The sequence below is a fragment of the Methylobacterium cerastii genome, assembly GCF_022179125.1.
GTDB lineage: Bacteria > Pseudomonadota > Alphaproteobacteria > Rhizobiales > Beijerinckiaceae > Methylobacterium > Methylobacterium cerastii.
Window position 1 is genome coordinate 55055 of the sequence record NZ_BPQG01000044.1, and the last position, 22305, is coordinate 77359.

Sequence of the window (22305 nt, forward strand, 5' to 3'; positions counted from 1 at the left end):
CCCCGGGGGAGGGCGATGTCGCGACGCCTCAGGCGGTCGCCTCGGCGTACATCTTCTCAACGTGCTCCCAGTTCACGAGGTTCTCGAGGAACGCCTTGAGGTAGTCGGGGCGACGGTTGCGGTAGTCGATGTAGTAGGAGTGCTCCCACACGTCGCAGCCGAGAATCGGCTTGGCGCCGTGTACCAGCGGGTTCTCGCCGTTCGGGGTCTTCATGATCGCGAGCTTGCCGTCCTTGACCGCGAGCCAGGCCCAGCCCGAGCCGAACTGGCCGATGCCGGCCTGGATGAAGTCCGCCTTGAACTTCTCGGCGCCGCCGAGATCCTCGTCGATCTTCTTGGCGAGGGTGCCCGGGATCGCACCGCCGCCGTTGGGCTTCATCCACTGCCAGAAGTGCAGGTGGTTGAAGTGCTGGCCGGCGTTGTTGAACAGCGGCTGGTTGTTGCCGTAGGACGCCTTGACGATCTCCTCGACGCTCTTGCCCTCGAGACCGGTGCCTTCGAGCAGCTTGTTGCCGGTGTCGACGTAGGCCTTGTGGTGCTTGTCGTGGTGGAACTCGAGGGTTTCCTTCGACATGTAAGGGGCCAGCGCGTCGTAGGCGTAGGGCAGTTCCGGCAGGGTGAAGGTCATGGGATTCTCCGTCTTGTCGAACGCAGGGGTGCGGGCGTCCGACCGGAGGCCGCGCACCGCGCTCGACGGGGCAACGACCCGGTAGGTAAGTCGGCCTTCCTTCCGCGGCAACGCCGGATCGGGAACGAAGTCCGTGGAAACCGCCACGCCGGTCCGCCGGACGGGGCTTGGTTGCGTTTTGCAAAACGCCGACAAGGTCTTACTACGGGTCTGGCGTATCCGGCCCCGATTTCGAGAGTTCCATGATCATTGCGCTGTTCGCGCTGAGTGCCGCCATGGTGATCGGCGGCGTCGTCGCGGTGATCCAGGGGTTTCCCTTCGTTCGCCTCGAGAGCGGCCTCTCCATGGTGATCGCGGGCGCCACCGTCGCCTCGGCCGGGGCGGTGCTCTCCGGGCTCGCGGTGGTGGCCATGGGCCTGCGCCGGGTCGCCCACGCCTTCGACGCCCGCCGCATCGTCGACGCCGTCGGCACGATCCAGGACGGGGTGCGCCTGCCGCCGGCGGCGCCCGCGCCCCTCGTCGACCCGTTTCCGGCGGCGCCCGCCACGGCCGACCCGGCGCCGGGCCGCCCGACGCTGCCGAGCGTCGTGGACCCCGCCGTCGGCGCCGGCCTCCTCGGCGGCCAGACCCGCGCCGACCCGGCCTTCGCGGAAGCCTACGCCGAGCCGGCCATCCCCGAGCCCGTGCCGGCCGCGGCGCACGAAACTCATGAGCAAGAGACGCTTGAGCATGAGGTCGTCGAGCATGGCCCGATCGCGCATCCGCCAGCCGACGCGCAGGCGGAGCCGGAACTGCCGCTCCCCGGCCTGACCCCGCCGGAGCCCGAGGCAGCCCCGCCTGCGCCGCCGCCTCCGCCCGCCTCGCCCCCCGAGCCGGAGGACGACCTGTTCGCCCCGGCCGAGCCGGCCCTGCGCCCGAGCCTCGACGCCGAGCCCGCAAAGGCGGCCCCGGAGCCTGCGGCCCGCGAGGTGGTCGGCCGCTATGCGTCGGGCGGCAACACCTACGTGATGTACGCCGACGGCGCGATCGAAGCCGACACCCCGCAGGGCCGCTTCACCTTCGCCTCCCTCGACGAGCTGAAGGCCTTCGTCGAAGCCGGCGGCGAAGGCGGCAACCGCGGCGCGGCCTGAGGTAGGTCGCGGGCCACCCTCCCCCGCAGAGGAGGGAGGAAAGGGTGGCGACTGCGCCTACGCGACGCGTGAACCCGTAGTTCCGGCCGCAAGAGGGCGTCGAGCGGCTCAGCCCGGCGGGTCGAGACCGGGGTTGCGGACGGGGAGGGGGGCCAGCATCGTCAGGGCGAAGCCGTCCTGGGCGTAGAGGGTCTCGACCTCGGCTTGGACCTGCGTGGTGAGCACCCGCTGCAGCAGGCGCGAGCCGAAACCCTGGCGGCGGGGCGGCTCCACCGGCGGGCCGCCGCTTTCGCGCCAGGCGAAATGCAGCATCCCGGCGGAGCCGCCCGACAGGATGGTCCAGGCGACCGAGATCCGCCCGCGGCGGTTGGAAAGTGCGCCGTACTTCGCCGCGTTGGTGGTGAGCTCGTGGATCGCCATGCCGATCGGCACCGCGATCTCAGAGGGCAGCGCCGTGTCCGGCCCGTCCAGCGTGATGCGGCCGTCCAAGGCGCCGTCCCCCTCGCCGGCCTCGCCCTCCCGCGTCTGCGCCTCGGCGTAGGGGCGCAGCTCGCTGAGCAGCAGCGTGCGCAGGTCCGCGGTCTGCCAGGTCGCCTCGGTAAGTACCGAATGGGTGTGGGCGAGCGACTTGATGCGGCCGACGAAGGCTTCATAGAAGCTGTCGATGCTCGACGCCGTCCGCGCGGTCGAGCCGACGATCGCCTGCACCGTGGCCAGGGTGTTCTTCACCCGGTGGTGCAGCTCGCGGATCAGCAGCGCCTGGCGCTCCTCGGCGAGCCGCTGGTCGGTGACGTCGGCGACGAGGCCGATCAACCGCCGCGGCAGCCGGTTCGGGGCGTCGCGCTCGAAGCGGCCGGCGAGGTCGATGGTGCGCCACGCGCCGTCGCTGCGGCGGCGGATGCGGCCGGTGGTGTGCAGGATCGCGTCGTCGCGCAGGGCCTGCGAGATCGCCAGCCGCACGCTCGCCCGGTCGTCCGGGTGCAGCGTGTCGCGCAAGAACTCGGATTTGCCGATGGTGCCGTCCTCGGGCGCGTGCCCGAAGATCTCGAACATCCGCTCGTTCTCCCAGATCGCGTGGTCCTCGAGCATGTGCCACTCGAAGATCCCAAGCCTGGCGACCGTGGTGGCGACCCGCAGGCGCTGGTCGCGGGCGACCAGGCCGTCGCGCGCCTCGACCCGCGTGGTCACGTCCTGCACCACGCCGACCATGCCGGTGCGGCGCCCGTCGGCGGCGTGGACCGGGCGGCCGCGCACGGCGAGGACGACCTCGCGCCCATCCGCCTCCCGCGTCAGGCGGGTCTCGAAGCGGTAGGCGCCGTCGCGCGCCATCGCGTCCCGGACCACGGCCTGGAGGCGTTCGGGCTCGCCGGCGGAGAGGCCGGCGCGCAGGATGTCCCAGGTCGCGGAGTCGCCGGGGGGATGGCCGAGGATCTGCGCGGCACGGCGCGACAGCACGAGGCGCCCGGTGGCCTGCTCCCAGCGCCATTCGCCGAGACCCGCGGCGGCGAGGTCCTGGCGGTTCTCCTCGGAGCGCGCCGCCTCGTCGGCGTCGACGGCCTCGACCACGAGAACCGTGCCGCCGGCGCCGGAGCGGCGCACCCGCACCTCCACCGAGCCGCCGCCGGCATGGAGCCAGGGATGGATGCCATCGGCGATCCGGCCGCCGCCGACGAGGTCGGAGGCCGGCTTTCCCGACAGCGCACCAGGGGCGTGGCCGAGCAGGGCGCAGAGTGCGGGGTTGGCCTCAAGGATCTGCGCGCCATCCTCGGACAGCACGGCGAGCCCGATGGCCGCCGCCTCGAAGGCTGCGTGGCGCGGGTCGGCCGCCGGGCCGTGCAAGCCGCCTACCGGGCCGTGCAAGCCGCCTACTGGGCCGTGATCGTCCCTGTCGGTCACACCGTCCCCTCGAACGCGCGGTCGCGCCGTCTCGAAAAGCGTCGCCCCGGTGGGCACGCCCGTTGGGCGCCCCGGCTGGGCGAGAGCAAGATGGGGCCGGCGCCCAGCCGGGGCAAGCCGTCGGGCGCCCTCTGCGGCTTCGACAACAGCTTAGTTTGCCCGCCGCCCCGATTTTACCTTACGCGATGCGCTCGAATTCCAGGTAGGTCGGGCGGCGCCCGGCCACGATCGCCTTGGCCTCGTAGCGGGTACCGGGCCAGCCGGAATAGGGCTGCGTCCAGTCGGCGGCCTTGCGCGCCGTCCAGCGCAACGCGGGGCAGCGGGCGGTGCGCACCAGGGTCCAGCCGACGTAGTCGTCGATGTCGCTGGCGAAGCGGAACAGGCCGCCGGGACGCAGCACGCGGGCGATCTCGGCGAGCGATTCGTCCGAGACGAACCGGCGCTTGCGCTGGCGTCGCTTGGGCCAGGGATCGGGATAGAGCAGGTAGACCCGCGCGAGGCAGGCATCCGGCAGGGCCGCGAGCAGCGGCGACACGTCCTCGTCGCGGATGCGGACGTTGCGCAAGCCGCGCTCGTCGACGGCGCGCAGCAGCTTCGCGACGCCGTTGACGAAGGGCTCGGCGCCGACGATGCCGATGTCGGAATGGGCTTCGGCCTGAGCCGCCAGGTGCTCGCCTCCGCCGAACCCGATCTCGAGCCAGACCTCGGACGGACCGTCTGCGATGCCGGGAAACAGCGTCGCCGGATCGAGGCGGCCCTCGGCGGGCGGCGCGACGCGCAGGCGCGGCAGCAGCTCGGCAAGGCGCTGCTCCTGCAGCCCGCGCAGGCGCTTACCCTTGCGGCGGCCGAAGAAGGCCCGCTCGGGGGCGTCGGCCGGGGGGCTGGTTTCGGTCACGGCCGGGCTCGGGTGTTCGAAGAAGACGCGACGCGCTTTCCCTCCCCCGCAGAGGGGGAGGGAAGACCCGCGCGGTGGAAGCCTTACGCCAGGGCCGACTTCAGCTTCTCGGCGAGGTCCGTGCGCTCCCAGGAGAAGCCGCCGTCGGCATCCGGCGCGCGGCCGAAATGGCCGTAGGCCGAGGTGCGGGCGTAGATCGGCTTGTTCAGGCCGAGCGCGAGGCGGATGCCGCGGGGCGAGAGGTCGAGGGCGTCCATCAGCACGCCCTCCAGCTTGGCCTCGTCGACCTTGCCGGTGCCGTGCAGGTCCACGTAGATCGAGAGCGGCTTGGCCACGCCGATGGCGTAGGCGAGCTGGATCGTGGCGCGCGAGGCGAGGCCCGCCGCGACGACGTTCTTGGCGAGATACCGCGCCGCGTAGGCCGCCGAGCGATCGACCTTGGTCGGGTCCTTGCCCGAGAACGCGCCGCCGCCGTGAGGCGCCGCGCCGCCGTAGGTGTCGACGATGATCTTGCGGCCGGTGAGGCCGGCATCGCCGTCCGGGCCGCCAATGACGAACTTGCCGGTCGGGTTCACGTGCCAGACCGTGCCCTCGTTGATCCAACCCTCGGGCAAAGCCGCGCGGATGTAGGGCTCGACGATGGCGCGCACGTCGGCCGAATCGAGCGACTCGTCTAGGTGCTGGGTCGAGAGCACGATCTGCGTCGCCTCGACAGGGCGGCCGTTGGCGTAGCGCACCGTGACCTGGCTCTTGGCGTCGGGCCCGAGCTTGGCCGCATCCCCCTGCTTCGCCTTGCGGGCGTCAGCGAGGTCCTTGAGGATCTTGTGGGCGTAGAAGATCGGGGCCGGCATCAACTCCGGGGTCTCGTCGGCGGCGTAGCCGAACATGATCCCCTGGTCGCCCGCGCCCTCGTCCTTGTTGCCGGCCGCGTCCACGCCCTGGGCGATGTCGGCCGACTGGGCGTGCAGGTAGATCTGCACCTCGTTGTTCTTCCAGTGGAACCCGGCCTGCTCGTAGCCGATGTCCTTCACCGCCTCGCGGGAGAGTTCTTCCAGGTCCTTGAAGGTCACCGAGTCGGGGCCGCGGACCTCGCCGGCGATCACGACGCGGTTGGTCGTGGTCAGCGTCTCGACGCCGAGGCGGGCTTCGGGCATCGCGGCGATATAGGCATCCACCACGGTGTCGGAGATCCGGTCGCTCACCTTATCGGGGTGGCCCTCGGAGACGGACTCGCTGGTGAAGAGGAAGTCTGAACGCGGCATTGTCGGGGCACCCCGGTTGGCGGGTGCGCCTTCCTGAAATCGCGGCGCTTGACCCGGTCGTGAGGGCCGGGGTTCTGGCACCGGCTTCCCCCAGGGTCAAGGTGGAATGCCGATCGGATCCGCTATACCGCACGAAGCGGACGCTAGATCGGTACAGTGGTGCGCCGAAGCGGGATCGACGGCGTCAGCCGCTCAGCTTGCGCTCGAGGGCCTGGACCGCGGCGGCGAAGTCGCGGCGCGTGTCGGCCGAGCAGTTCTCGGCGACGTGGCGGGCGACCATCTCGGCCACGCTCTGCCAGCCGCCCTCGAGCGGGCGCTGCGGCGCGTCGGCGAAGCCCTCGACGGCGTGGTCCTCGTCGCGGGGCATGCCGCTGAAGAAGTGGTCGAGGGGCACGCCGGTCATGCGCGAGAAGATGTCGAGATGGATCGCGCTGATGCGATTGGTACCCTTCTCGTACTTCTGCAGCTGGGCCGCCGACATGCCGAAGCTCTGGGCGACGCGGCGCTGGGTCAGCGACGCCTTGCGCCGCTGCTCCGCGATGCGCTGCCCGACATAAACGTCCCGTTGATCCGTCTTCTGTCCAGCCATCACTCGTCTCGCGTGCGCGCCCCCAAGGGCCCGGAACATCGGTCGTCCACGACCTCGCCGTGCCTAAGCTTAACCGCCCCCGCAGGTCTTGTCACCTTCGTAACCGGTTGGATATTCAAAGGTATCCCCCGCGGCCCGGTCTTCGGCCGCCCGCGTCAGCAAGCCTGGACCGTACTGGTAAAAATTTCGTTGCCGTAGCAACGGTTTCGCTCGAGCAGGCGTGTGCACGGCGCCGTCAGCCATTGCCCCGCGGCCGCCCGCTCGTCGCCCGGCGCAGGGCCTCGGCAAGCGCGCCGCCCGGCTCGTCCGCCGGCGCTGCGGGCCGCGGCGCGGATTCGCGCGCCGGCCTACCTTGCTCTCGGCGCCCCTGATCCTGGCGCCCCTGCTCCTGGCGCGCCGGTTCCTGTCGCGCCGGTTCCTGTCGCGTCTGCCGCTGGCCGTCGTCCGAGCGCATGCTGAGGGCGATGCGCTTGCGGGCCGGGTCGACCTCCACGACGCGGACCTGCACCACGTCGCCGGGCTTCACCACCTCGCGCGGGTCCTTCACGAAGCGGTCGGCCAGCACGGAGATGTGAACCAGCCCGTCCTGATGCACGCCGACGTCGACGAAGGCGCCGAACGCGGCGACGTTGGTGACGACGCCTTCGAGCCGCATCCCGGGCTTCAGGTCCGAGATCTTTTCGACGCCGTCCTGGAAGGTCGCGGTGCGGAAGGCCGGACGCGGGTCGCGGCCGGGCTTCTCCAGCTCGGCGATGATGTCGGCGACGGTCGGCAGGCCGAAGGTCGCGTCCACGAACTTCTGCGGGTTCAGCGCCTTGAGCGCCGCGCCGTTGCCGATCAGCGCGTTGATCGGCTGGCCGGTGGCGGCCAAAATCTTCTTGACCACCGGGTAGGCCTCCGGGTGCACGCCCGAGGCGTCGAGCGGGTCGCTGCCGTCGCGAATGCGCAGGAACCCGGCGGCGAGCTCGTAGGCCTTGGGGCCGAGGCCCGCGACCTTGCGCAACGCGGCGCGCGAGCGGAACGGGCCGTTCGCGTCGCGATGCACGACGATGTTGGCGGCCACCCGCTCCGACAGCCCGGAAACGCGGGCGAGTAGCGGCGCGGAGGCCACGTTCACGTCGACGCCGACGCCGTTGACGCAATCCTCCACCACCGCATCGAGCGAGCGCGACAGCTTCCCTTCCGCGAGGTCGTGCTGGTACTGCCCGACGCCGATCGCCTTCGGCTCGATCTTCACCAGCTCGGCCAGCGGGTCCTGCAGCCGCCGCGCGATCGAGACCGCGCCGCGCAGGGTCACGTCAAGGTCCGGCAGCTCGGCGGAGGCGTAGGCCGAGGCCGAGTAGACCGAGGCGCCGGCCTCAGAGACCATCACCTTGGTCAGCTTCAGCTCCGGGTGCCGGGCCAGGAGCTCGGCCGCCAGCTTGTCGGTCTCGCGCGAGGCGGTGCCGTTGCCGATGGCGATCAGCTCGACCGCGTGGGCGCGGCAGAGCTTGGCCAGCGTCGCCAGCGCACCGGTCCAGTCGCGCCGCGGCTCGTGCGGGAAGACCGCGTCGGTGGCGACGACCTTGCCGGTGGCGTCGACCACCGCGACCTTCACGCCGCTGCGGAAGCCCGGATCGAGCCCAAGCGTCGGCCGCGCCCCGGCGGGCGCCGCGAGCAGCAGGTCGCGCAGGTTGCCGGCGAAGACCTGCACGGCGCCGGCCTCGGCCACCGCCCAGAGCCGGGCGCGGAGATCCGTGTCGATCGCCGGCTTCAGCTTCGTCCGCCAGGTCTTCCGCACCGTCTCGGCGAGGTAGCGGTCGCCGGGCCGCCCGCGATCCCCGATGCCGAAGGTCTTGGCGATCCGGGCCTCCTGCCAGGCCGGCTGGCCCGGGGGCGGCGTCTCGGCATCCGTGAGGTCGAGGTCGAGCACCTCCTCCTTCTCGCCGCGGAACAGCGCCAGGATGCGGTGCGAGGGCAGGCGGGTCAGCGGCTCCTCGAAGGAAAAGTAGTCGGCAAACTTCTGGCCGGCCTCGGCTTTGCCCTTGCGGACCGAGGCGTGCATCCGCCCGCGCCGCCAGCCATCCTCGCGCAAGCTACCGACGAGTTCGGCGTCCTCGCCGAAGCGCTCGATCAGGATCGCGCGTGCGCCCTCCAGCGTGGCGTCGGCATCGGGGAACCCGTCCTTGCCGGCAAACGCCTTCGCGGTCTGAACGGGGTCCCGCTCCGGCTGCGCAAGCAGGGCCTCGGCGAGCGGACCGAGCCCGGCCTCGCGAGCGATCTGAGCCTTGGTCCGGCGCTTGACCTTGAACGGCGCGTAGAGGTCTTCCAGCCGCGCCTTGGTCTCGGCCGTGGCGATCTTCTGCGCGAGCGCGGCATCGAGCTTGCCGAGGCCCTGGATCGCATCGCGGATGGCGCCGCGGCGCTCTTCCAGGTCGCGCAGGTAGGCCAAGCGCTCCTCCAGGGTGCGCAGCTGCGCGTCGTCGAGCCCGCCGGTCGCCTCCTTGCGGTAGCGGGCGACGAACGGCACCGTGGCGCCCCCGTCGAGCAGGTCCACCGCCGCCCGCACCTGCGCCTCGGCGACGCCGAGCTCGGTGGCGATGCGATGCGTGATGCCGATCATCCGGTCCGTGTCCTCGATGGCTGCGGGGCGCGGTGTCTAACCCGGATGGGGGAGGGGAGCCAGACGGGGGCGGGATCAGCGTGTTTTCCGGGAGCCCCCGCAGCGAGTCCCGGTCAGTTCAGCCGCCAGATCGCCGCGTTGAGCAGGCTCGCGAAGGCGACCCACGCGGCGTAGGGCACCAGCAGCCACGCCGCGATCCGGTCGACGCGCCAGCTCAGCTTGATCGTCCACAGCACCATCACGAGGAGGGCTAGCACCACCACGAGACCGGCTCCGAGGGCGTAACGCGTGAAGAACACCGGCGTCCAGGCGGCGTTGAGCGCGAGCTGCACGCCGAACGCCACGAGCGCCAGCCGCCAGCCCCCTTGCGCCGGCCCGGTGGCCGGTCGTGCGCCCAGCAGGCGCCAGAGCGAGACCACCATCATCACGTCGAGAATCGTCCAGGCGATCGGGAAGGCGGCGTTCGGCGGGTTGAAGGACGGCTTGACGAGGCCCGCATACCATCCCCCGATCTCGGACCCGGTCGCCAGCCCGCCGATCAGCGAGGTCGCCCCCACCGGCAGGATCGCGGCGGGCAGCCGCAGCCACCAGGGCAGGGTCGGCCGCGTCGGGACCTGCATCGGGGTGGCTTGGATGGGCGGCATACGGGGACCTCGTTGCGGATTCGGATCGCGATGTCGGTGTGGATCGTGTCAGGCGTGATGCCCCGACGCTAGGACGCGCGGCCGCCACACCCAGAACGCGCGGTCGCGGGAGATGGCAACTCCGATCGGCCCGACCCCTCGCCGTCATCCCGGGGCTGCGCAGCAAAGCCCGGGATTCAGTGCCGCCGACGGCTTCAGCTGAAGCACGACCTGCGGTTCTGGATTCCGGGCACGCCCTCGGCGACCCGGAATGACGGTGACAACCTCGCATAAGGCTTCGCGTCGAAACATCTGCCGTATCCCGGGACGTGGAGGCGCGCGGACACGCCAGCGATGACGCTGGCGGCGCGATGCGCTATCGGACGCCGCCATGACCCTGCCCGTCGACACCCAGCCCGAACCGGACGCTCCGCAGCCCCCCACCTGGTCGAAGCGCACGCTCGCCGCGCAGGCGATGGGGCACGTCGACCCGGTGACCCGCGCGGTGGTGGCGCCGCTGCACGTGTCGACCACCTTCATCCGCGACCCCGACAACGGCTATTCCTCCGGCTTCTCCTACGCGCGGCCCGACAACGCGACCGTGCGCGAGGCGGAGGCCGTGCTGGCGATGCTGGAGGAGGCGCCGGCCGCGATGCTGTTCGGCTCCGGCATGGCGGCGGCGACCGCGGTGTTCGGCGCGCTGGAGCCCGGCGACCACGTGGTCGCGCCGGCGGTGATGTACTGGGCGCTGAAGCGCTGGCTGCGTGAGGAGGCGCCGCGGCGGCGGCTCGACCTCGACTTCGTTGCCATGGACGACCTCGACGCCCTGCGGCGGGCGATGCGGCCGGGGCGGACGAAGCTCGTCTGGATCGAGACCCCCGGCAACCCGCTCTGGACGGTGACCGACATCGCCGCCGCGGCCGAGATCGCGCATGCGGCGGGTGCGCGGCTCGCGGTCGACTCCACCGTCGCCTCGCCGTTCCACACCCGGCCGCTGCGCCTCGGCGCCGACCTCGTCATGCATTCCGGCACCAAGATCCTGAACGGCCATTCCGACGTCGTCGCCGGCGTCCTAGCCACCGCCGCGCAGGACGCCGCCTGGACCCGGATCGGTTCGATCCGCGCCGGCGGCGGCGCGATCCTCGGGCCGTTCGAGGCCTACCTCCTGATGCGGAGCCTGCGCACTTTTCCCTTGCGTGCCGCCGCGCAATCCGCCGGCGCCCTCGACCTCGCTGCCCGCTTCGCCCAGCACCCGCACGTCGAGCGGGTGCTGTATCCGGGCCTGCCCGACGACCCGGGCCACGCGGTCGCCGCGCGGCAGATGGAGCAGGGGTTCGGGGCGATGCTGTCGATCCGGGTCGCCGGGGGCGAGGCGGCGGCGATCGCCACCGCCGCGCAGGTGCGCCTGTGGAAGCGGGCGACCTCGCTCGGCGGCGTCGAAAGCCTGATCGAGCACCGCGCCTCCGTCGAGGGGCCGGGCACCCCGTGCCCGCCCGACCTGCTGCGACTCTCCACCGGTCTCGAGGACCCGGACGACCTGTTCGCCGACCTCGCCGCGGCGCTGCGGGCCGCGCATCCGGGAGCGTGAGCGGCTCCCTGTGGAATCATTTCTGGTCCGGCGGGACCCCCGGGCCGGCTGCGCGTTGTGCCTGACACCTTCGGGGCGCGTTCCACGCCGAGAGATCAAGAGCGGACCATGACGACACGCATCCTTGCCGGCGCCGCGCTCACCGGGGCCCTGGCGCTCGCCCTCCTCGCCGCCCCGGCGGCCTCGACCCGGGCGCTCGCCGACACGGTGCCGAGCCTCGACATCACGAAGACCTGCCAGTCGGCGAGCCGCGCCAACAGCGGCGTCAGCGACCAGGCCAACGTCGACGGCTGCCTGCGCTCCGAGCGGGACGCGAAGAAGGAGGCCGAGCGCCGCTGGGGCGACTACACGCCCTCGGCCAAGCGCCAGTGCGAGGACCAGTACAAGGCCGGCGGCTACCCGTCCTACGTCGAGATGGTGACCTGCCTCGAGCTCGCCAGCGGCACCGTGCCGACCCAGCCGAATTCCGGTGGCACCGCCACAGGCGGCCCCGGCGCGCCGGGCGCCAAGGCGGCCCCGCAGGAATCGGGCAGCCGCAACCTCACCCGCGAGCCGGCCGCGAACCAGCGCACCAACCCGATAGAGGTGCTGGACAAGAAGTAGGGGCCCGGATGTCAGCCACTTCGAAACTCGGAAGTCCTCTGCTCGAAGGCCGCACGGCGGTGGTGTTCGACGCCTACGGCACGTTGTTCGACGTGCACTCGGCGGTGCAGCGCCACGCCGACGCGGTCGGGCCGGACGCCGCGCGTTTGTCTGAGCTGTGGCGGACCAAGCAGGTCGAGTACAGCTGGAACCTGTCGCTGATCGGGCGCTACGTCCCGTTCTGGCAGCTCACCGAGCGGGCGCTGGATTTCGCCCTGGCCAGCCACGCGAGCGTCGACCCTGCCCTACGCGACACGTTGCTCGACGCCTACCGCGACCTCGACGCCTACGCCGAAGTGCCGGGCGTGCTGGAGCGGCTGCGGGAGCGCGGTCTCACCACCGCGCTCCTCTCCAACGGCGACGCGGCCATGCTCGGCCGCTCGGTCGATGCCGCCGGCATCCGGCCGCACCTCGACACGGTGCTCTCGGTCGACGCAGCCCAGGTGTTCAAGACGCACCCGCGCGCCTACGCCGTCGTCGGCGAGGCGCTCGGCGTGAGCCCGGAGGCGGTGCTGTTCTGCTCTTCGAACCGCTGGGACGTGGCCGGCGCCACCGCCTTCGGCTTCGCCTGCGCCTGGATCAACCGCGGCGCCAAGCCCGACGAGTACGCCGACCTGGCGCCGGTGGCGGTGCTGACGGATCTCGAAGGGTTGTTCTGAAGGGGGGGCGGCGCCTCCGGCACCTCTACGAACCGCTCATTTCACCACGATCCAATCCTCCACCACCAGGGCGTCAAGGCCGGTGGTGTAGAACATCAGGATCGCGTCTTCCGCCGTGTGAAGGATCGGCTTGCCCATCACGTTGAAGCTGGTGTTGAGCAGGATCGGGACGTTCGTGATCTCGGCAAAGGCCGCGATCAGCGCGGCGTAGGCCGGGTTGCGCTCCGGCGTCACGCTCTGGAGCCGGCCGGTGCCGTCGGCGTGCACCACCGCCGGGACCTGGTCGCGCTTGGATTCGCGCCACACCAGGGTGCGCTCCATGTACGGGCTGTCGGCGTAGGCCTCGAACCAGTCGGGGCCGGCCTCGGCCAGGATCGAGGGCGCGAAGGGGCGGAAGGCCTCGCGGTACTTCACCTTGGCGTTGAGTGCGTCCTTGGCGCCCTCCGGCCGCGGGTCGGCGAGAATCGAGCGGTTGCCGAGCGAGCGCGGGCCGAACTCGGCCCGGCCCTGGACCCAGCCGACGAGGCCGCCGGCCGCCAGGATCTTCGCCGCCTCCCGCGTCGCCGCCGCGTGGCCGACGCGTCGCGCGCTTGGCTCCCACTCCGCCAGCCGCTCCATCGGCGCGGTCGAAACGTGCGAGCCGAGGTAGGGGGTGAGCGGGCGGGTCTCGGGCGCCGGCCCGGTCCAGTCCGGGTTGTCGGCGGCGTAGGCGAGCCAAGCCGCACCGATCGCGTTGCCGTCGTCGCCCGGCGCGGACGGGACGTGAAGCCGGCAAAATTCCGAACGTTCGAGCACCCGGCCGTTGTAGGACGAGTTGAGGCCGCAGCCGCCCGCGATCACCAGGTTCTCGTGCGGGCTCAGGACCCAGGCCTCGGCGACGAGGACGTCCATCAACTCCGAAAACACGTCCTGGCCGCTCTTGGCGAGATCGGCCCAGCCGGCCTCGCCGAGGTCGGCCGGGCGGCGGCTCAGGATCGTCGCGACGACATCGCGCACGGTGGCGTCGTCGGAGAACTTCAGGCGGCCGTTCTCGGCCGAGAACAGGCGGCGGAGCTGCGCGACGAGGCCCGGATCGGTGCGGCCGTAGGGCGCGAGCCCCATGATCTTCCATTCCTCGCCCTTGAGCTGGTCGAAGCCGGCCAGGTCCGTGACGAGCCCGTAGAGGAAGCCGACCGAGCCGCGACCGCGGTGGCGCCGCACCTCGGCGATGCGGCCCGTCTCCATCCGGTAGAGCGCCGCCGCCCCGGTCTCGCCCATGCCGTCGACGATCACCGCCGTCGCGTCCGAGAACGGGCTGCCCCACAGGGCGTAGGCCGCGTGGGTAAGGTGGTGGGGGAAGCGGTCCTGCCGCACGATCCGCGCCCGCGGGTCGCCGCCGCGGCTCCGCGTCTCCTGGTCGAGCGCCAGCAGGGTGCCGTAGCCGGCACGCGCCTGGGCGATCGCCATCTCGGCGACGAAGATGCGCTCGGCGCGCTCGGGCACGAACGAGCGGTTGAGCGTCGGCGGGTGCCGGCTCAAGGCGTCGAGGGTGAAGGCGCCGCCGCGGCCCTGCCCCTCCAGGAACTCGGTGAATTGCTGCCCCCAGGTCGAGGCGACGACGAGCTCGGAGCCCTGCGGCACGAATTCGGCGAGCAGCCCGACCATGCGGGTGGCCGGGTCGGGCTCGCAGTTCGGGGCGCGCTTGTATTGCAGGAACCGCTCGGCGCCCTCGGCGAAGAGGATGGTGCCGTCGGGCCCGATCAGCGCGAGCGCAGGGTCGTGGAAGGTGGTGGCGAGGCCGAGATAATACCGCATCGCCGACCGGGTTAACGCCGCGGCGCCCACCCGGCAACCGCCGCTCAGGCGCGGGGCGCCCGCTCCAGGCGGCGGGCGAGGCGGGTCGCGCCGTAGACCTCGCCGAGGCGCCGGCGGGCGGCGTGGATCGGGGGGGCGGTCCGCTCGGCGTGGGCGGCGGCGATCACCCGCAGGGTCGCGGCGACGGAGCGCTCCAGGCGCTGCTCGTCCTGCGCCGTCACGGCGCGAGCCTTCACGGTTTCGATCATCGGGATGCCCCTTCTGGTCCTGCCTTCGTCCGGGCGGCGACCGTCGGCGACAGCATCCGGGGCTGGCTGGGCCGCAAGATGGCAGCTTGGCCGTGGCACAGGCGAAAGCGATACCGGGTCGGCTCGAAGGCAGGTCCGAGCGTCGCGGGTCCCGCCGCGCCTGAGGACGCGGCGACCATCGAGGGGGCTAGGGCGTCGGGGGCGCCGACTGCGCACGCACGACCGCGCGGGCGACCTCGAGTACCGTCCGGCGGCCGGCGTCGCCCTCGATCGCGTCCCACAGGGTCAGCAGCTCCCGGGCCTCGGCGACCGGGCGGCCGTCGTCCTTGCCGTTCGCCAGGTCGTCGACGGTACACCGCAGGGCCGTCGCGATGCGCTTCAGCGTCTGAGCGGTGCGCTCGGACGGTGAGGTGTCGGTCATGCAGGGATCTCGATGCGGCATCGGCGTCACGGCGAGAGGCGGGAAGGGGCGGAGCGCGGGCGGCCGGCGGCGATCACGGCGCGGCGGCGTGCCCGCGTCTCGGCCCGCGTCCCTTTCTCCAGAGGATCGGGCCTACCGGCTTCGACGCGGACGTCGCGAAGCCCGCGGCACGCGTCGGCGGAAGGTGTCGTGGAGATGTCGAAGACGCGCATGACGGACGCCGAAGACTATCGTTTCGACGAAGGCGTGCCGATACTGGAAAATCGTTCGGTTCCGATAAAAAGCATTCGATCGGAAGCATAGGCCGGATCCAGATCTACGAAACGCTGCAGCCGTAATCAGATGTGTTGTTTGTCCGATTTTAAACTAGAAGTGTCAAATGTGCGCGATTTTTACACTTCTATTGCGCATTTTTCATATCGGCCGTGGAGCTCGGATCGCCGGTCTCACCGGAGGCTCATCCTGGGATTCAGGTCCGCCGGTCGGCGTCGCGCTGGGTCTCGGAGGGCGCGCGGCCGTACAACCGCCGGTATCGCTGCCCGAAATCGCTCATGTGGACGAAGACCCAGGGCACGGCGATCTCGGCGATCGAATGCATCGCGTTGTTGTCTGAGAGCAGATCTTGGTGGACCCTGCGCAGGCGGCTGTCGATGATGTACTGGACCGGCGTCTGCCCGACGGCCTGCCGGAACTTGTCCTGCAGCGAGCGGACGCTGAGGCCGGCCGCGGCGGCGATGTCGGCCAGCGTCAGCGGGGCGGACAGGTGCGCCTCGATGTAGTCGAGGGCCGCGCGGACCGTCCGGGCCGGCGCGTCCCGCGTCGCGTGCGGCACCGGCGTGTCGCGTTTCGGCCAGGCCGAGAGCAGCTGGTAGCTGAAGATCTCGCGGATCAAGGGAATGATCAGGTCGCCGTGTGGGTGCACGCCGGGGCTTTGCGCGTAGATCTGCCGTAGGGTGCAGAACAGGGCCTGCATGCCGGGGGCCGTCAGTTCGGCGACCGGGGCCGAGCGGCTGCAATCCGTCGCGGCTGCCGCCCGTGAGAGCTTCGTTGGCCGCCGCCAAGGCTTCGACGGAGATCGACGCGCTGAGGGCGCTGAAGCCGGCGGAGGCGCGGACCTCATGCAGGTCCTCGAATCCGACCAGCGTGGCGTGCGTCGGGGTGCCGAGGGCTTCGCCGGAGCGATCGCGATAGGTGATGCAGCCGTTCGTGACGAAGCGGATCGTCACCAGTTCGGCGTTGAACTTCGGTTTGGTGATGAAGCCGCTCGACGAAGTCGTCTCCCATAGGGAAAAGCTCGCGCTCTGGCTGCCGACGATCGTGATGTCGGGCATCACCGAGCGCATGATGTCGAAGTTGACCGCGATGCCGCCGCGATCGTTGAAGACCTGAAGCTGACGCGGCGATCCGAGGCGCGCGACGAAACGCTCCTGCGCACGCCACGCCGACGGGTCGCGCTGGGCCAGGCGCGTCATCGCGCAGGGCGTCCGGTCGACGGGCATGCGGCTCCGGCGACACCGGACGGCACGGCGGGCCCGATGCGGCGACGGGCGAACGATCGGAACGATGCGGCGTCGGACATCGCGGGCGGACCATCGGTTGCGGCGTCGGCGCCGGTCGGCCGGCACCGCGGATCATCGTTTAAGGGCAATCCGACGAAATTCCTAGGCGACGCCGATCGCCGAGACCTGCCGGCTACCAGGCGAGCCGTTCGATCACCGCGTCGGGCCGCACCGGCTGGCGCGAGAGCCAACCGGCGACGTCGCCGAGGCTGTGGTGGGCGGCCGTGACCCCGAGTTCCTCGGCATGGATCCCGCGGGCGACGAGCAGGCTGGCGATGCCGAAGCCATGCGCGCCGGCGATGTCGGTGCGGATCGCGTCGCCCACCGCCAGGACGCGGGCGGGGTCGGGCGCGGCGCCGTCGTCGAGGCCGGCGGCCATCGCCAAAGCCGCCTCGTAGACCGGCCGGTGCGGCTTGCCAGCATAGGTCACCGCCCCGCCGATCTCGGCATAGGCCTCGGCCAGCAGGCCGGCGCAGGGGATGAGCGAGCCGTCGCGCTCGACCACGAGGTCGGGGTTGGCGCAGATCATCGGTACGTCGCGGGCCTTCAGGGCGGCGAGCGTCGCGCGGTAATCCTCGGCCGTCTCGGTGGCGTCGTCGAACAGGCCGGTGTTGACCACGAGGTCGCAGGCCTCGGCCGGCACCAGCGTCAGGTCGAGCCCTTCGAAGATCGGGCCGTCGCGCTCGGGCCCGAGATGGTGGACCCGCGCGCCGGGCCGCTCGGCCAGCAGCGCCCGGGTCAGGTCGCCCGAGGTGAGGATCGCGTCGTAGGCGCCCCGCGGCACGCCGTAGCCGTCGAGGATGCGCTGCACGCCGGCCCAGGGGCGGGGTGCGTTGGAGACGAGCACGACCCGACGCGGGCGCGGCCCGAGCCGCTCGCGAAAGGCGATCAGCGCCGCGCCGGCGGCCGTGTGGGCGCGGGTGCCGTCGTGCAGCACGCCCCAGACGTCGCACAGGATCAGGTCGTAGGAATCCGCGATGCCGGACAGGCCGGACAGCGTCGGGATCGGATCGGGCATCGGCGGTCTCGGACGGATTTCTGGGGCGGTCGTCGGCCGGGTTAGGCGCCGTGGCCCGGGTTGGCAATCGCGGGCGCTTTGCGCGATCGGCGGTCCCGGCGTAGCCTCACGGGATGAACGTGACGGTGCCCATCCCCGACGACCTCGCCCGCCGCCTCGCGGCCGACGGCGGCGACCTCGGGCGCCGTGCGCTCGAGGCCTTCGCGGTCGAGGAGTTCCGCGCCGGCCGGCTGACCCAGGCCGAGCTCCGTGCCCTGCTCGGGTTCGGCACCCGCGCGGCGCTCGACGCCTTCCTCAAGGCCCGCGACGTGTTCGTCGCCTACGACGTGCCCGACCTCGACGCCGACCGCCGCGACCTCGACCGCCTCGGCCTTTAGATCCGTTGCGCGCCGTCGCAGATACCGGGCCGCTCCATTACCTCGTCCTGATCCGTCGGATCTCGGTGCTGCCGATCCTGCTGACCGGGGTCTCGATCCCCGAGACGGTGCGTCGGGAGTTGAGCCATCCCGAAGCGCCGGCCCTGGTGCGCGGCTGGATGTCGGCGCCTCCGCCCTGGCTCGCGATCGAGCCCGATCCGACCGGGTCGGACCCGTCGCTCGGGAGGCTGGATGCCGGCGAGCGCGAGGCGCTGCGCTTGGCCTCCGCTCTCTCGGCGGACCTGATCCTGATGGACGATCGCGCCGGCGTCGGTGCGGCGCGGTCCAGGGGGGGGCGCCGTCACCGGCACGCTCGGGATCATCGATTTGGCTGCGCGGCGCAGGCTTCTCTACGTGCGCGACGCCGTCGACCGGCTGCGGGCGACGAACTTCCGTTGCAGACCCACGCTCTTCGATGCCTTGATCGCCCGGCACCCCGAGCCCTGACGCTCAGCTCGCCCGGCGCAGGAACGCCCGGAACGGGCGGCGCTCGGGGGCCGGCTCGGGCGGGTCGTCCGGGGCAGGCGGCGCGGAGGGGACCGGCGGGGCCTGCGCGACGAGCACGTCGGCGCGCACCGGGCGCGGCAGCGCGAAGACCGGCCCTTGCCCGAACGGCACGTCGAGGTCGATCAGGTCGGGCACGTCGGATTCCGTGCCGACCTCCGTCGCGACCAGACGGATGCCGGCCCGCGCGAGCGCGGTGACCAGGTCCTCGATCGCGATGTCGGACAGGCTGCGCCGGGCGGGGCCGGGGCGCAGCAGCAGCTCGGCCGGCACCTTGACCTGGCCGACGCCGTAGCCGGCCAGCGCCGCCGCGTCGAAGCGCAGGTCGGTCGGCCGGTCGAGGGTGAAGCCGACCCGGCCCTTCAGCGCGGCGACGGCCCCGGCCTGCTCGGCGTCGAGGTTGCGCCAGCTCGCTTGCGGCAGGGCGACGACGAGGCGGCCGGCCAAGGCCGGCTCCGCCGCGACCAGCCGCGCGATCCCGCGCAGGAACCCGGGCTCGTAGAGCGAAAGCGGCGACAGGCCGTAGGCCACCGTGGCCTCGCTGCCGCGGCCGACGAGGTGGCGGGCGATGGTCGCGACCCGCTGCAGCATGCGCCGGTCGAGCTCGGTCGAGCGGCCGTGCCGCTCCAGCGCCGGCAGGAAGGCCTCGGGCGTCAGCACCACGCCGGCGAGCCTCAGACGCGCCAGGGCCTCGTAGGACGCGACCTTGCGCTGCGGCAGGGTCACCACCGGCTGGAGGTGGACTTCGAGCCCATCGCCGTCGAAGGCCGCGATCACCGCCTCGTCCTCGTTGGGGGCGTCGGCGGCGGCCTCGGAGGGAAACAGGGGGCGGGGCGGCTGGCGGGGCGGGAACAGCCGCGGCACCGGCATCGGCGCGGGCTCGGGCGCCGCCGGCACGGGGGGCGGCACCGGGGCGGCGGGTGGCTGCACCGCGGCTGGCGGCGGCGCGGCAGGTTGCGGCGCAGGGATGGGCGGCTCGAGGGCGGGCTGCGGCTTCGAGGCGGCGAGTGCGGCGGCCTGCTGCTTCAGGCGGGCGACCTCGCTGTCCTGCGTGCCGACCACGGCGGCGAGGTCGCGCACGATGCCGCTCAAGAGGCCGATCTCGACGGTGAGCTCCTCGACCTCGCGGGGCAGCCCGTCCTGCGCCGCGTCGGCCCGGCCGGCGGCCTCGGTGCGGAGCAGGCGTTTCGACAGTGTGTCGAGCTCGGCCGAGAGCTTGTCGCAGCGCGCCGCCAGCCCGCTCGCGCGGGCGTGGGCGACGAGGGCGCCCAACGCCGCAAACCCTGCGAGCGCGAGCGCGCCGGCCGTCGGCATCAGGGCCGCCAGCGGCGCGAGCACCACGAGGCCGAGCAGCCCCGTCGACCACAGGCCCGCATGCCGGCCGAATCTCCGGACTGTGGGTCGGTTCGCCACGCGTGCCTTCTTGCCTGGAATCATGTGAGGACCCGGCCTGCATCGCTTGCGGAGCCGAGCCTCCGTTTGTCGCCGAGGGGCCGCGGGGCCGCAAGCGCCGAGGTGCCCAAGCACGGCGGTTTTCCGCGAGTGTGACATCCCCTCGGCCGTCTCCGGGGCCCGCTTGCCACCCCCTTGCCGCACCCGGTCCGACGCCCGAGATCGGGGGCAGGCGAAGTGCTGGAGGAACGACATGGACGCGCAAGGCGAACTTCTGATGCGGGTCGAGGGCATGACCTGCGGCGGCTGCGAGGCCTCGGTGCGCCGGGTCGTGCAGCGGATCGATCCGGCGGCCGAGGTCGAGGTCGACCGGGCGCACGAGCGGGTCGCGATCCGCACCACCGCCCAGAGCCTCGTCCTCGCCGAGGCGCTGACCAAGGCCGGCTACACCGCCACCGGGATGACCGGCTGACGCGGCCTCCGCCCGATCAAGGCGTCCGCCCTGTCGGCAAGCCCGTGCGACGGCCCGCGCCGGCAAATCGAATTTGTCGGCACAACGAATAATTTCGACGCGCTTTTCGACCTCGACTGACGCAAAATGGCGGAATCGACCGGGCGTTGCGCTTGGTCTGGCGCCCGCCGCACGGCAAAAGCCGGCGGAACGGACGTCACGGACAAACCGGACGCCACACGAAGCCCTCGTGCCAAAGGTTGAGGAAACCATGCCCTCAGACATCGAGATCGCCCGCGCGGCGACGCTGAAGCCGATCGCGCAGGTCGCCGAGAAGCTCGGCATCCCCGACGACGCGCTCCACAATTACGGGAAGCACATCGCCAAGCTCGACCACGGCTTCATCGCCGGGCTGGAGGGGCGGCCCGAGGGCAAGCTGATCCTCGTCACCGCGATCTCCCCGACGCCGGCGGGGGAGGGCAAGACCACGACAACGGTGGGCCTCGGCGACGCGCTGAACCGCATCGGCCAGAAGACCATGATCTGCCTGCGCGAGCCCTCGCTCGGCCCCTGCTTCGGCATGAAGGGCGGGGCGGCCGGCGGCGGCAAGGCGCAGGTCGTGCCGATGGAGCAGATCAACCTGCACTTCACCGGCGACTTCCACGCCATCACCTCGGCCCACTCGCTCGCCGCGGCGCTCATCGACAACCACGTCTACTGGGCGAACGAGCTCAACATCGACGTGCGCCGCATCCACTGGCGCCGTGTCGTCGACATGAACGACCGCGCGCTGCGCGCCATCACTCAGTCCCTCGGCGGCGTCGCCAACGGCTTCCCGCGCGAGGACGGCTTCGACATCACCGTGGCCTCCGAGGTCATGGCGGTGTTCTGCCTCGCCAAGGACCTCGCCGACCTCGAGGAACGGCTGGGCCGCATCATCATCGCCGAGACCCGCGACCGCAAGCTCGTGACCCTCAAGGACGTGAAGGCCACCGGCGCGATGACCGTGCTGCTGAAGGACGCGCTGCAGCCGAACCTGGTGCAGACGCTGGAGGGCAACCCGGCGCTGATCCACGGCGGCCCGTTCGCCAACATCGCCCACGGCTGCAACTCGGTGATCGCCACCCGCGCCGGCCTCCGGCTCGCCGACTACACCGTGACGGAAGCCGGCTTCGGCGCCGACCTCGGTGCGGAGAAGTTCTTGGACATCAAGTGCCGGCAGGCGAGCTTGTCGCCGTCGGCCGTCGTCATCGTCGCGACGGTGCGCGCGCTGAAGATGCACGGCGGCGTCAACAAGAAGGACCTCGGGTCCGAGAACGTCGACGCCCTGGAGAAGGGTTTTGCCAACCTCGCCCGGCACGTCACCAACGTCCGCGGCTTCGGACTGCCGGTGGTGGTCGCGGTCAACCACTTCTATGCCGACACCGACGCCGAGCACGCCAAGCTCCGCGACCTCTGCCGCGAAAAGCTCGACGTCGAGGCGATCACCTGCAAGCACTGGGCGGAGGGCGGCGCCGGCGCCGAGGCCCTGGCCCACGCGGTGGTGAACCTGTCGCAGGGCGCGCCCAAGCCCATCACCTACACCTACGAGGCCGAGGCCAAGCTGTCGGACAAGGTCAAGGCGATCGCGACCAAGCTCTACGGCGCAGCCGACATCCAGATCGAGTCCAAGGCGGCGGGCAAGCTCGCCACCTTCGAAAAGGACGGCTACGGCCACCTGCCGGTCTGCATGGCCAAGACGCAGTACTCGTTCTCGACCGATCCGACCCTGATCGGCGCCCCCGACGGCCACGTGGTGGCGGTACGCGACGTGCGCCTCTCCGCCGGCGCCGGCTTCGTCGTGGTGATCTGCGGAGAGATTATGACCATGCCGGGCCTGCCGCGGGTGCCAGCCGCCGACACGATCCGGCTGGACGCGAACGGGCAGATCGACGGGCTGTTCTAGGCGGGGCTCGACGCGTTCTTCCCTCCCCCCTCTGCGGGGGAGG

Annotated in this window: 21 protein-coding genes and 1 pseudogene; 9 read left to right on the top strand and 13 right to left on the bottom strand. The window is 71.8% G+C overall.

Annotated features, from left to right (window positions below; genetic code table 11):
* Positions 1-28: 28 nt before the first annotated feature.
* Complete coding sequence (locus MFF13_RS14300) at positions 29-628, bottom strand: superoxide dismutase (protein ID WP_147754409.1); 600 nt, start codon at positions 626-628, stop codon at positions 29-31.
* Positions 629-870: 242 nt separating this feature from the next.
* On the opposite strand from MFF13_RS14300, the gene MFF13_RS14305 reads away from it, so the two are divergent.
* Entirely contained in the window at positions 871-1758 is an 888-nt protein-coding gene (locus MFF13_RS14305) for a hypothetical protein (RefSeq protein WP_238272413.1), read from the top strand.
* 108 nt (positions 1759-1866) lie between these two features.
* Here the strand turns inward: MFF13_RS14305 and MFF13_RS14310 are convergent, their stop codons facing one another.
* From MFF13_RS14310 to MFF13_RS14335, 6 genes are all read right to left on the bottom strand, one after another.
* Positions 1867-3597: an HWE histidine kinase domain-containing protein gene (locus MFF13_RS14310; protein WP_238272414.1), complete on the bottom strand. Its 1731-nt coding sequence runs from the start codon at positions 3595-3597 to the stop codon at positions 1867-1869.
* A gap of 235 nt (positions 3598-3832) precedes the next feature.
* Positions 3833-4549, bottom strand: a complete 717-nt coding sequence (gene trmB / locus MFF13_RS14315) for a tRNA (guanine(46)-N(7))-methyltransferase TrmB (protein WP_147832273.1) — start codon at positions 4547-4549, stop codon at positions 3833-3835.
* An 83-nt stretch (positions 4550-4632) separates the two neighbouring features.
* The gene (metK, locus tag MFF13_RS14320) at positions 4633-5811 is read right to left on the bottom strand and encodes a methionine adenosyltransferase (RefSeq protein WP_147754273.1); all 1179 of its coding nucleotides are present in this window, start codon (positions 5809-5811) and stop codon (positions 4633-4635) included.
* Positions 5812-5995: 184 nt separating this feature from the next.
* Positions 5996-6400, bottom strand: coding sequence for a helix-turn-helix domain-containing protein (locus MFF13_RS14325; RefSeq protein ID WP_147765226.1), 405 nt, complete (start codon positions 6398-6400; stop codon positions 5996-5998).
* 235 nt (positions 6401-6635) lie between these two features.
* Entirely contained in the window at positions 6636-9002 is a 2367-nt protein-coding gene (locus MFF13_RS14330) for a Tex family protein (RefSeq protein ID WP_147832271.1), read from the bottom strand.
* 113 nt (positions 9003-9115) lie between these two features.
* The gene (locus MFF13_RS14335) at positions 9116-9646 is read right to left on the bottom strand and encodes a TspO/MBR family protein (protein ID WP_238272415.1); all 531 of its coding nucleotides are present in this window, start codon (positions 9644-9646) and stop codon (positions 9116-9118) included.
* Between the two features lie 370 nt (positions 9647-10016).
* Here MFF13_RS14335 and MFF13_RS14340 point away from each other — a divergent pair, with 370 nt between their 5' ends.
* The 3 genes from MFF13_RS14340 to MFF13_RS14350 all read left to right on the top strand — a co-directional run bounded on the left by MFF13_RS14340 (position 10017) and on the right by MFF13_RS14350 (position 12514).
* Positions 10017-11213, top strand: coding sequence for a trans-sulfuration enzyme family protein (locus MFF13_RS14340; protein ID WP_147765165.1), 1197 nt, complete (start codon positions 10017-10019; stop codon positions 11211-11213).
* Positions 11214-11321: 108 nt separating this feature from the next.
* Complete coding sequence (locus tag MFF13_RS14345; RefSeq protein WP_147754071.1) at positions 11322-11816, top strand: hypothetical protein; 495 nt, start codon at positions 11322-11324, stop codon at positions 11814-11816.
* Between the two features lie 8 nt (positions 11817-11824).
* Positions 11825-12514 (top strand): haloacid dehalogenase type II, encoded by a 690-nt coding sequence (locus MFF13_RS14350; protein ID WP_147765166.1) that lies wholly within the window; start codon positions 11825-11827, stop codon positions 12512-12514.
* A gap of 36 nt (positions 12515-12550) precedes the next feature.
* On the opposite strand, the gene MFF13_RS14355 is transcribed toward MFF13_RS14350, so the two are convergent.
* The 4 genes from MFF13_RS14355 to MFF13_RS14370 all read right to left on the bottom strand — a co-directional run bounded on the left by MFF13_RS14355 (position 12551) and on the right by MFF13_RS14370 (position 15950).
* Positions 12551-14308, bottom strand: a complete 1758-nt coding sequence (locus MFF13_RS14355; RefSeq protein ID WP_238272416.1) for a carbamoyltransferase family protein — start codon at positions 14306-14308, stop codon at positions 12551-12553.
* 44 nt (positions 14309-14352) lie between these two features.
* Positions 14353-14556, bottom strand: coding sequence for a hypothetical protein (locus tag MFF13_RS14360; protein ID WP_147754068.1), 204 nt, complete (start codon positions 14554-14556; stop codon positions 14353-14355).
* 187 nt (positions 14557-14743) lie between these two features.
* Complete coding sequence (locus MFF13_RS14365) at positions 14744-14977, bottom strand: hypothetical protein (protein WP_147765168.1); 234 nt, start codon at positions 14975-14977, stop codon at positions 14744-14746.
* A 469-nt stretch (positions 14978-15446) separates the two neighbouring features.
* Positions 15447-15950: a helix-turn-helix domain-containing protein gene (locus tag MFF13_RS14370; protein ID WP_187273796.1), complete on the bottom strand. Its 504-nt coding sequence runs from the start codon at positions 15948-15950 to the stop codon at positions 15447-15449.
* A 218-nt stretch (positions 15951-16168) separates the two neighbouring features.
* Here MFF13_RS14370 and MFF13_RS14375 point away from each other — a divergent pair, with 218 nt between their 5' ends.
* Positions 16169-16366 carry a hypothetical protein gene (locus MFF13_RS14375; RefSeq protein WP_238272417.1) on the top strand — a complete coding sequence of 66 codons (198 nt, stop codon included), beginning with the start codon at positions 16169-16171 and terminating at the stop codon, positions 16364-16366.
* A gap of 303 nt (positions 16367-16669) precedes the next feature.
* Here MFF13_RS14375 and MFF13_RS14380 read toward each other — a convergent pair whose 3' ends face one another.
* Complete coding sequence (locus MFF13_RS14380; protein ID WP_147754064.1) at positions 16670-17554, bottom strand: TIGR01459 family HAD-type hydrolase; 885 nt, start codon at positions 17552-17554, stop codon at positions 16670-16672.
* Positions 17555-17667: 113 nt separating this feature from the next.
* On the opposite strand from MFF13_RS14380, the gene MFF13_RS14385 reads away from it, so the two are divergent.
* On the top strand, positions 17668-17931 hold the full coding sequence (locus MFF13_RS14385; protein WP_147754063.1) for a UPF0175 family protein: 264 nt from the start codon (positions 17668-17670) through the stop codon (positions 17929-17931).
* A gap of 65 nt (positions 17932-17996) precedes the next feature.
* A pseudogene (locus MFF13_RS26665) lies at positions 17997-18203 on the top strand (DUF3368 domain-containing protein); the annotation flags it as partial.
* Between the two features lie 217 nt (positions 18204-18420).
* Here the strand turns inward: MFF13_RS26665 and MFF13_RS14395 are convergent.
* Positions 18421-19911 carry an EAL domain-containing protein gene (locus tag MFF13_RS14395; protein ID WP_238272419.1) on the bottom strand — a complete coding sequence of 497 codons (1491 nt, stop codon included), beginning with the start codon at positions 19909-19911 and terminating at the stop codon, positions 18421-18423.
* A 208-nt stretch (positions 19912-20119) separates the two neighbouring features.
* Between MFF13_RS14395 and MFF13_RS14400 the strand changes: the two genes are divergently transcribed.
* Together MFF13_RS14400 and MFF13_RS14405 are read left to right on the top strand one after the other, a co-directional pair.
* Complete coding sequence (locus tag MFF13_RS14400) at positions 20120-20338, top strand: heavy-metal-associated domain-containing protein (protein WP_147754650.1); 219 nt, start codon at positions 20120-20122, stop codon at positions 20336-20338.
* Positions 20339-20588: 250 nt separating this feature from the next.
* Positions 20589-22262 (top strand): formate--tetrahydrofolate ligase, encoded by a 1674-nt coding sequence (locus MFF13_RS14405; protein WP_147832386.1) that lies wholly within the window; start codon positions 20589-20591, stop codon positions 22260-22262.
* Positions 22263-22305 lie beyond the last annotated feature (43 nt).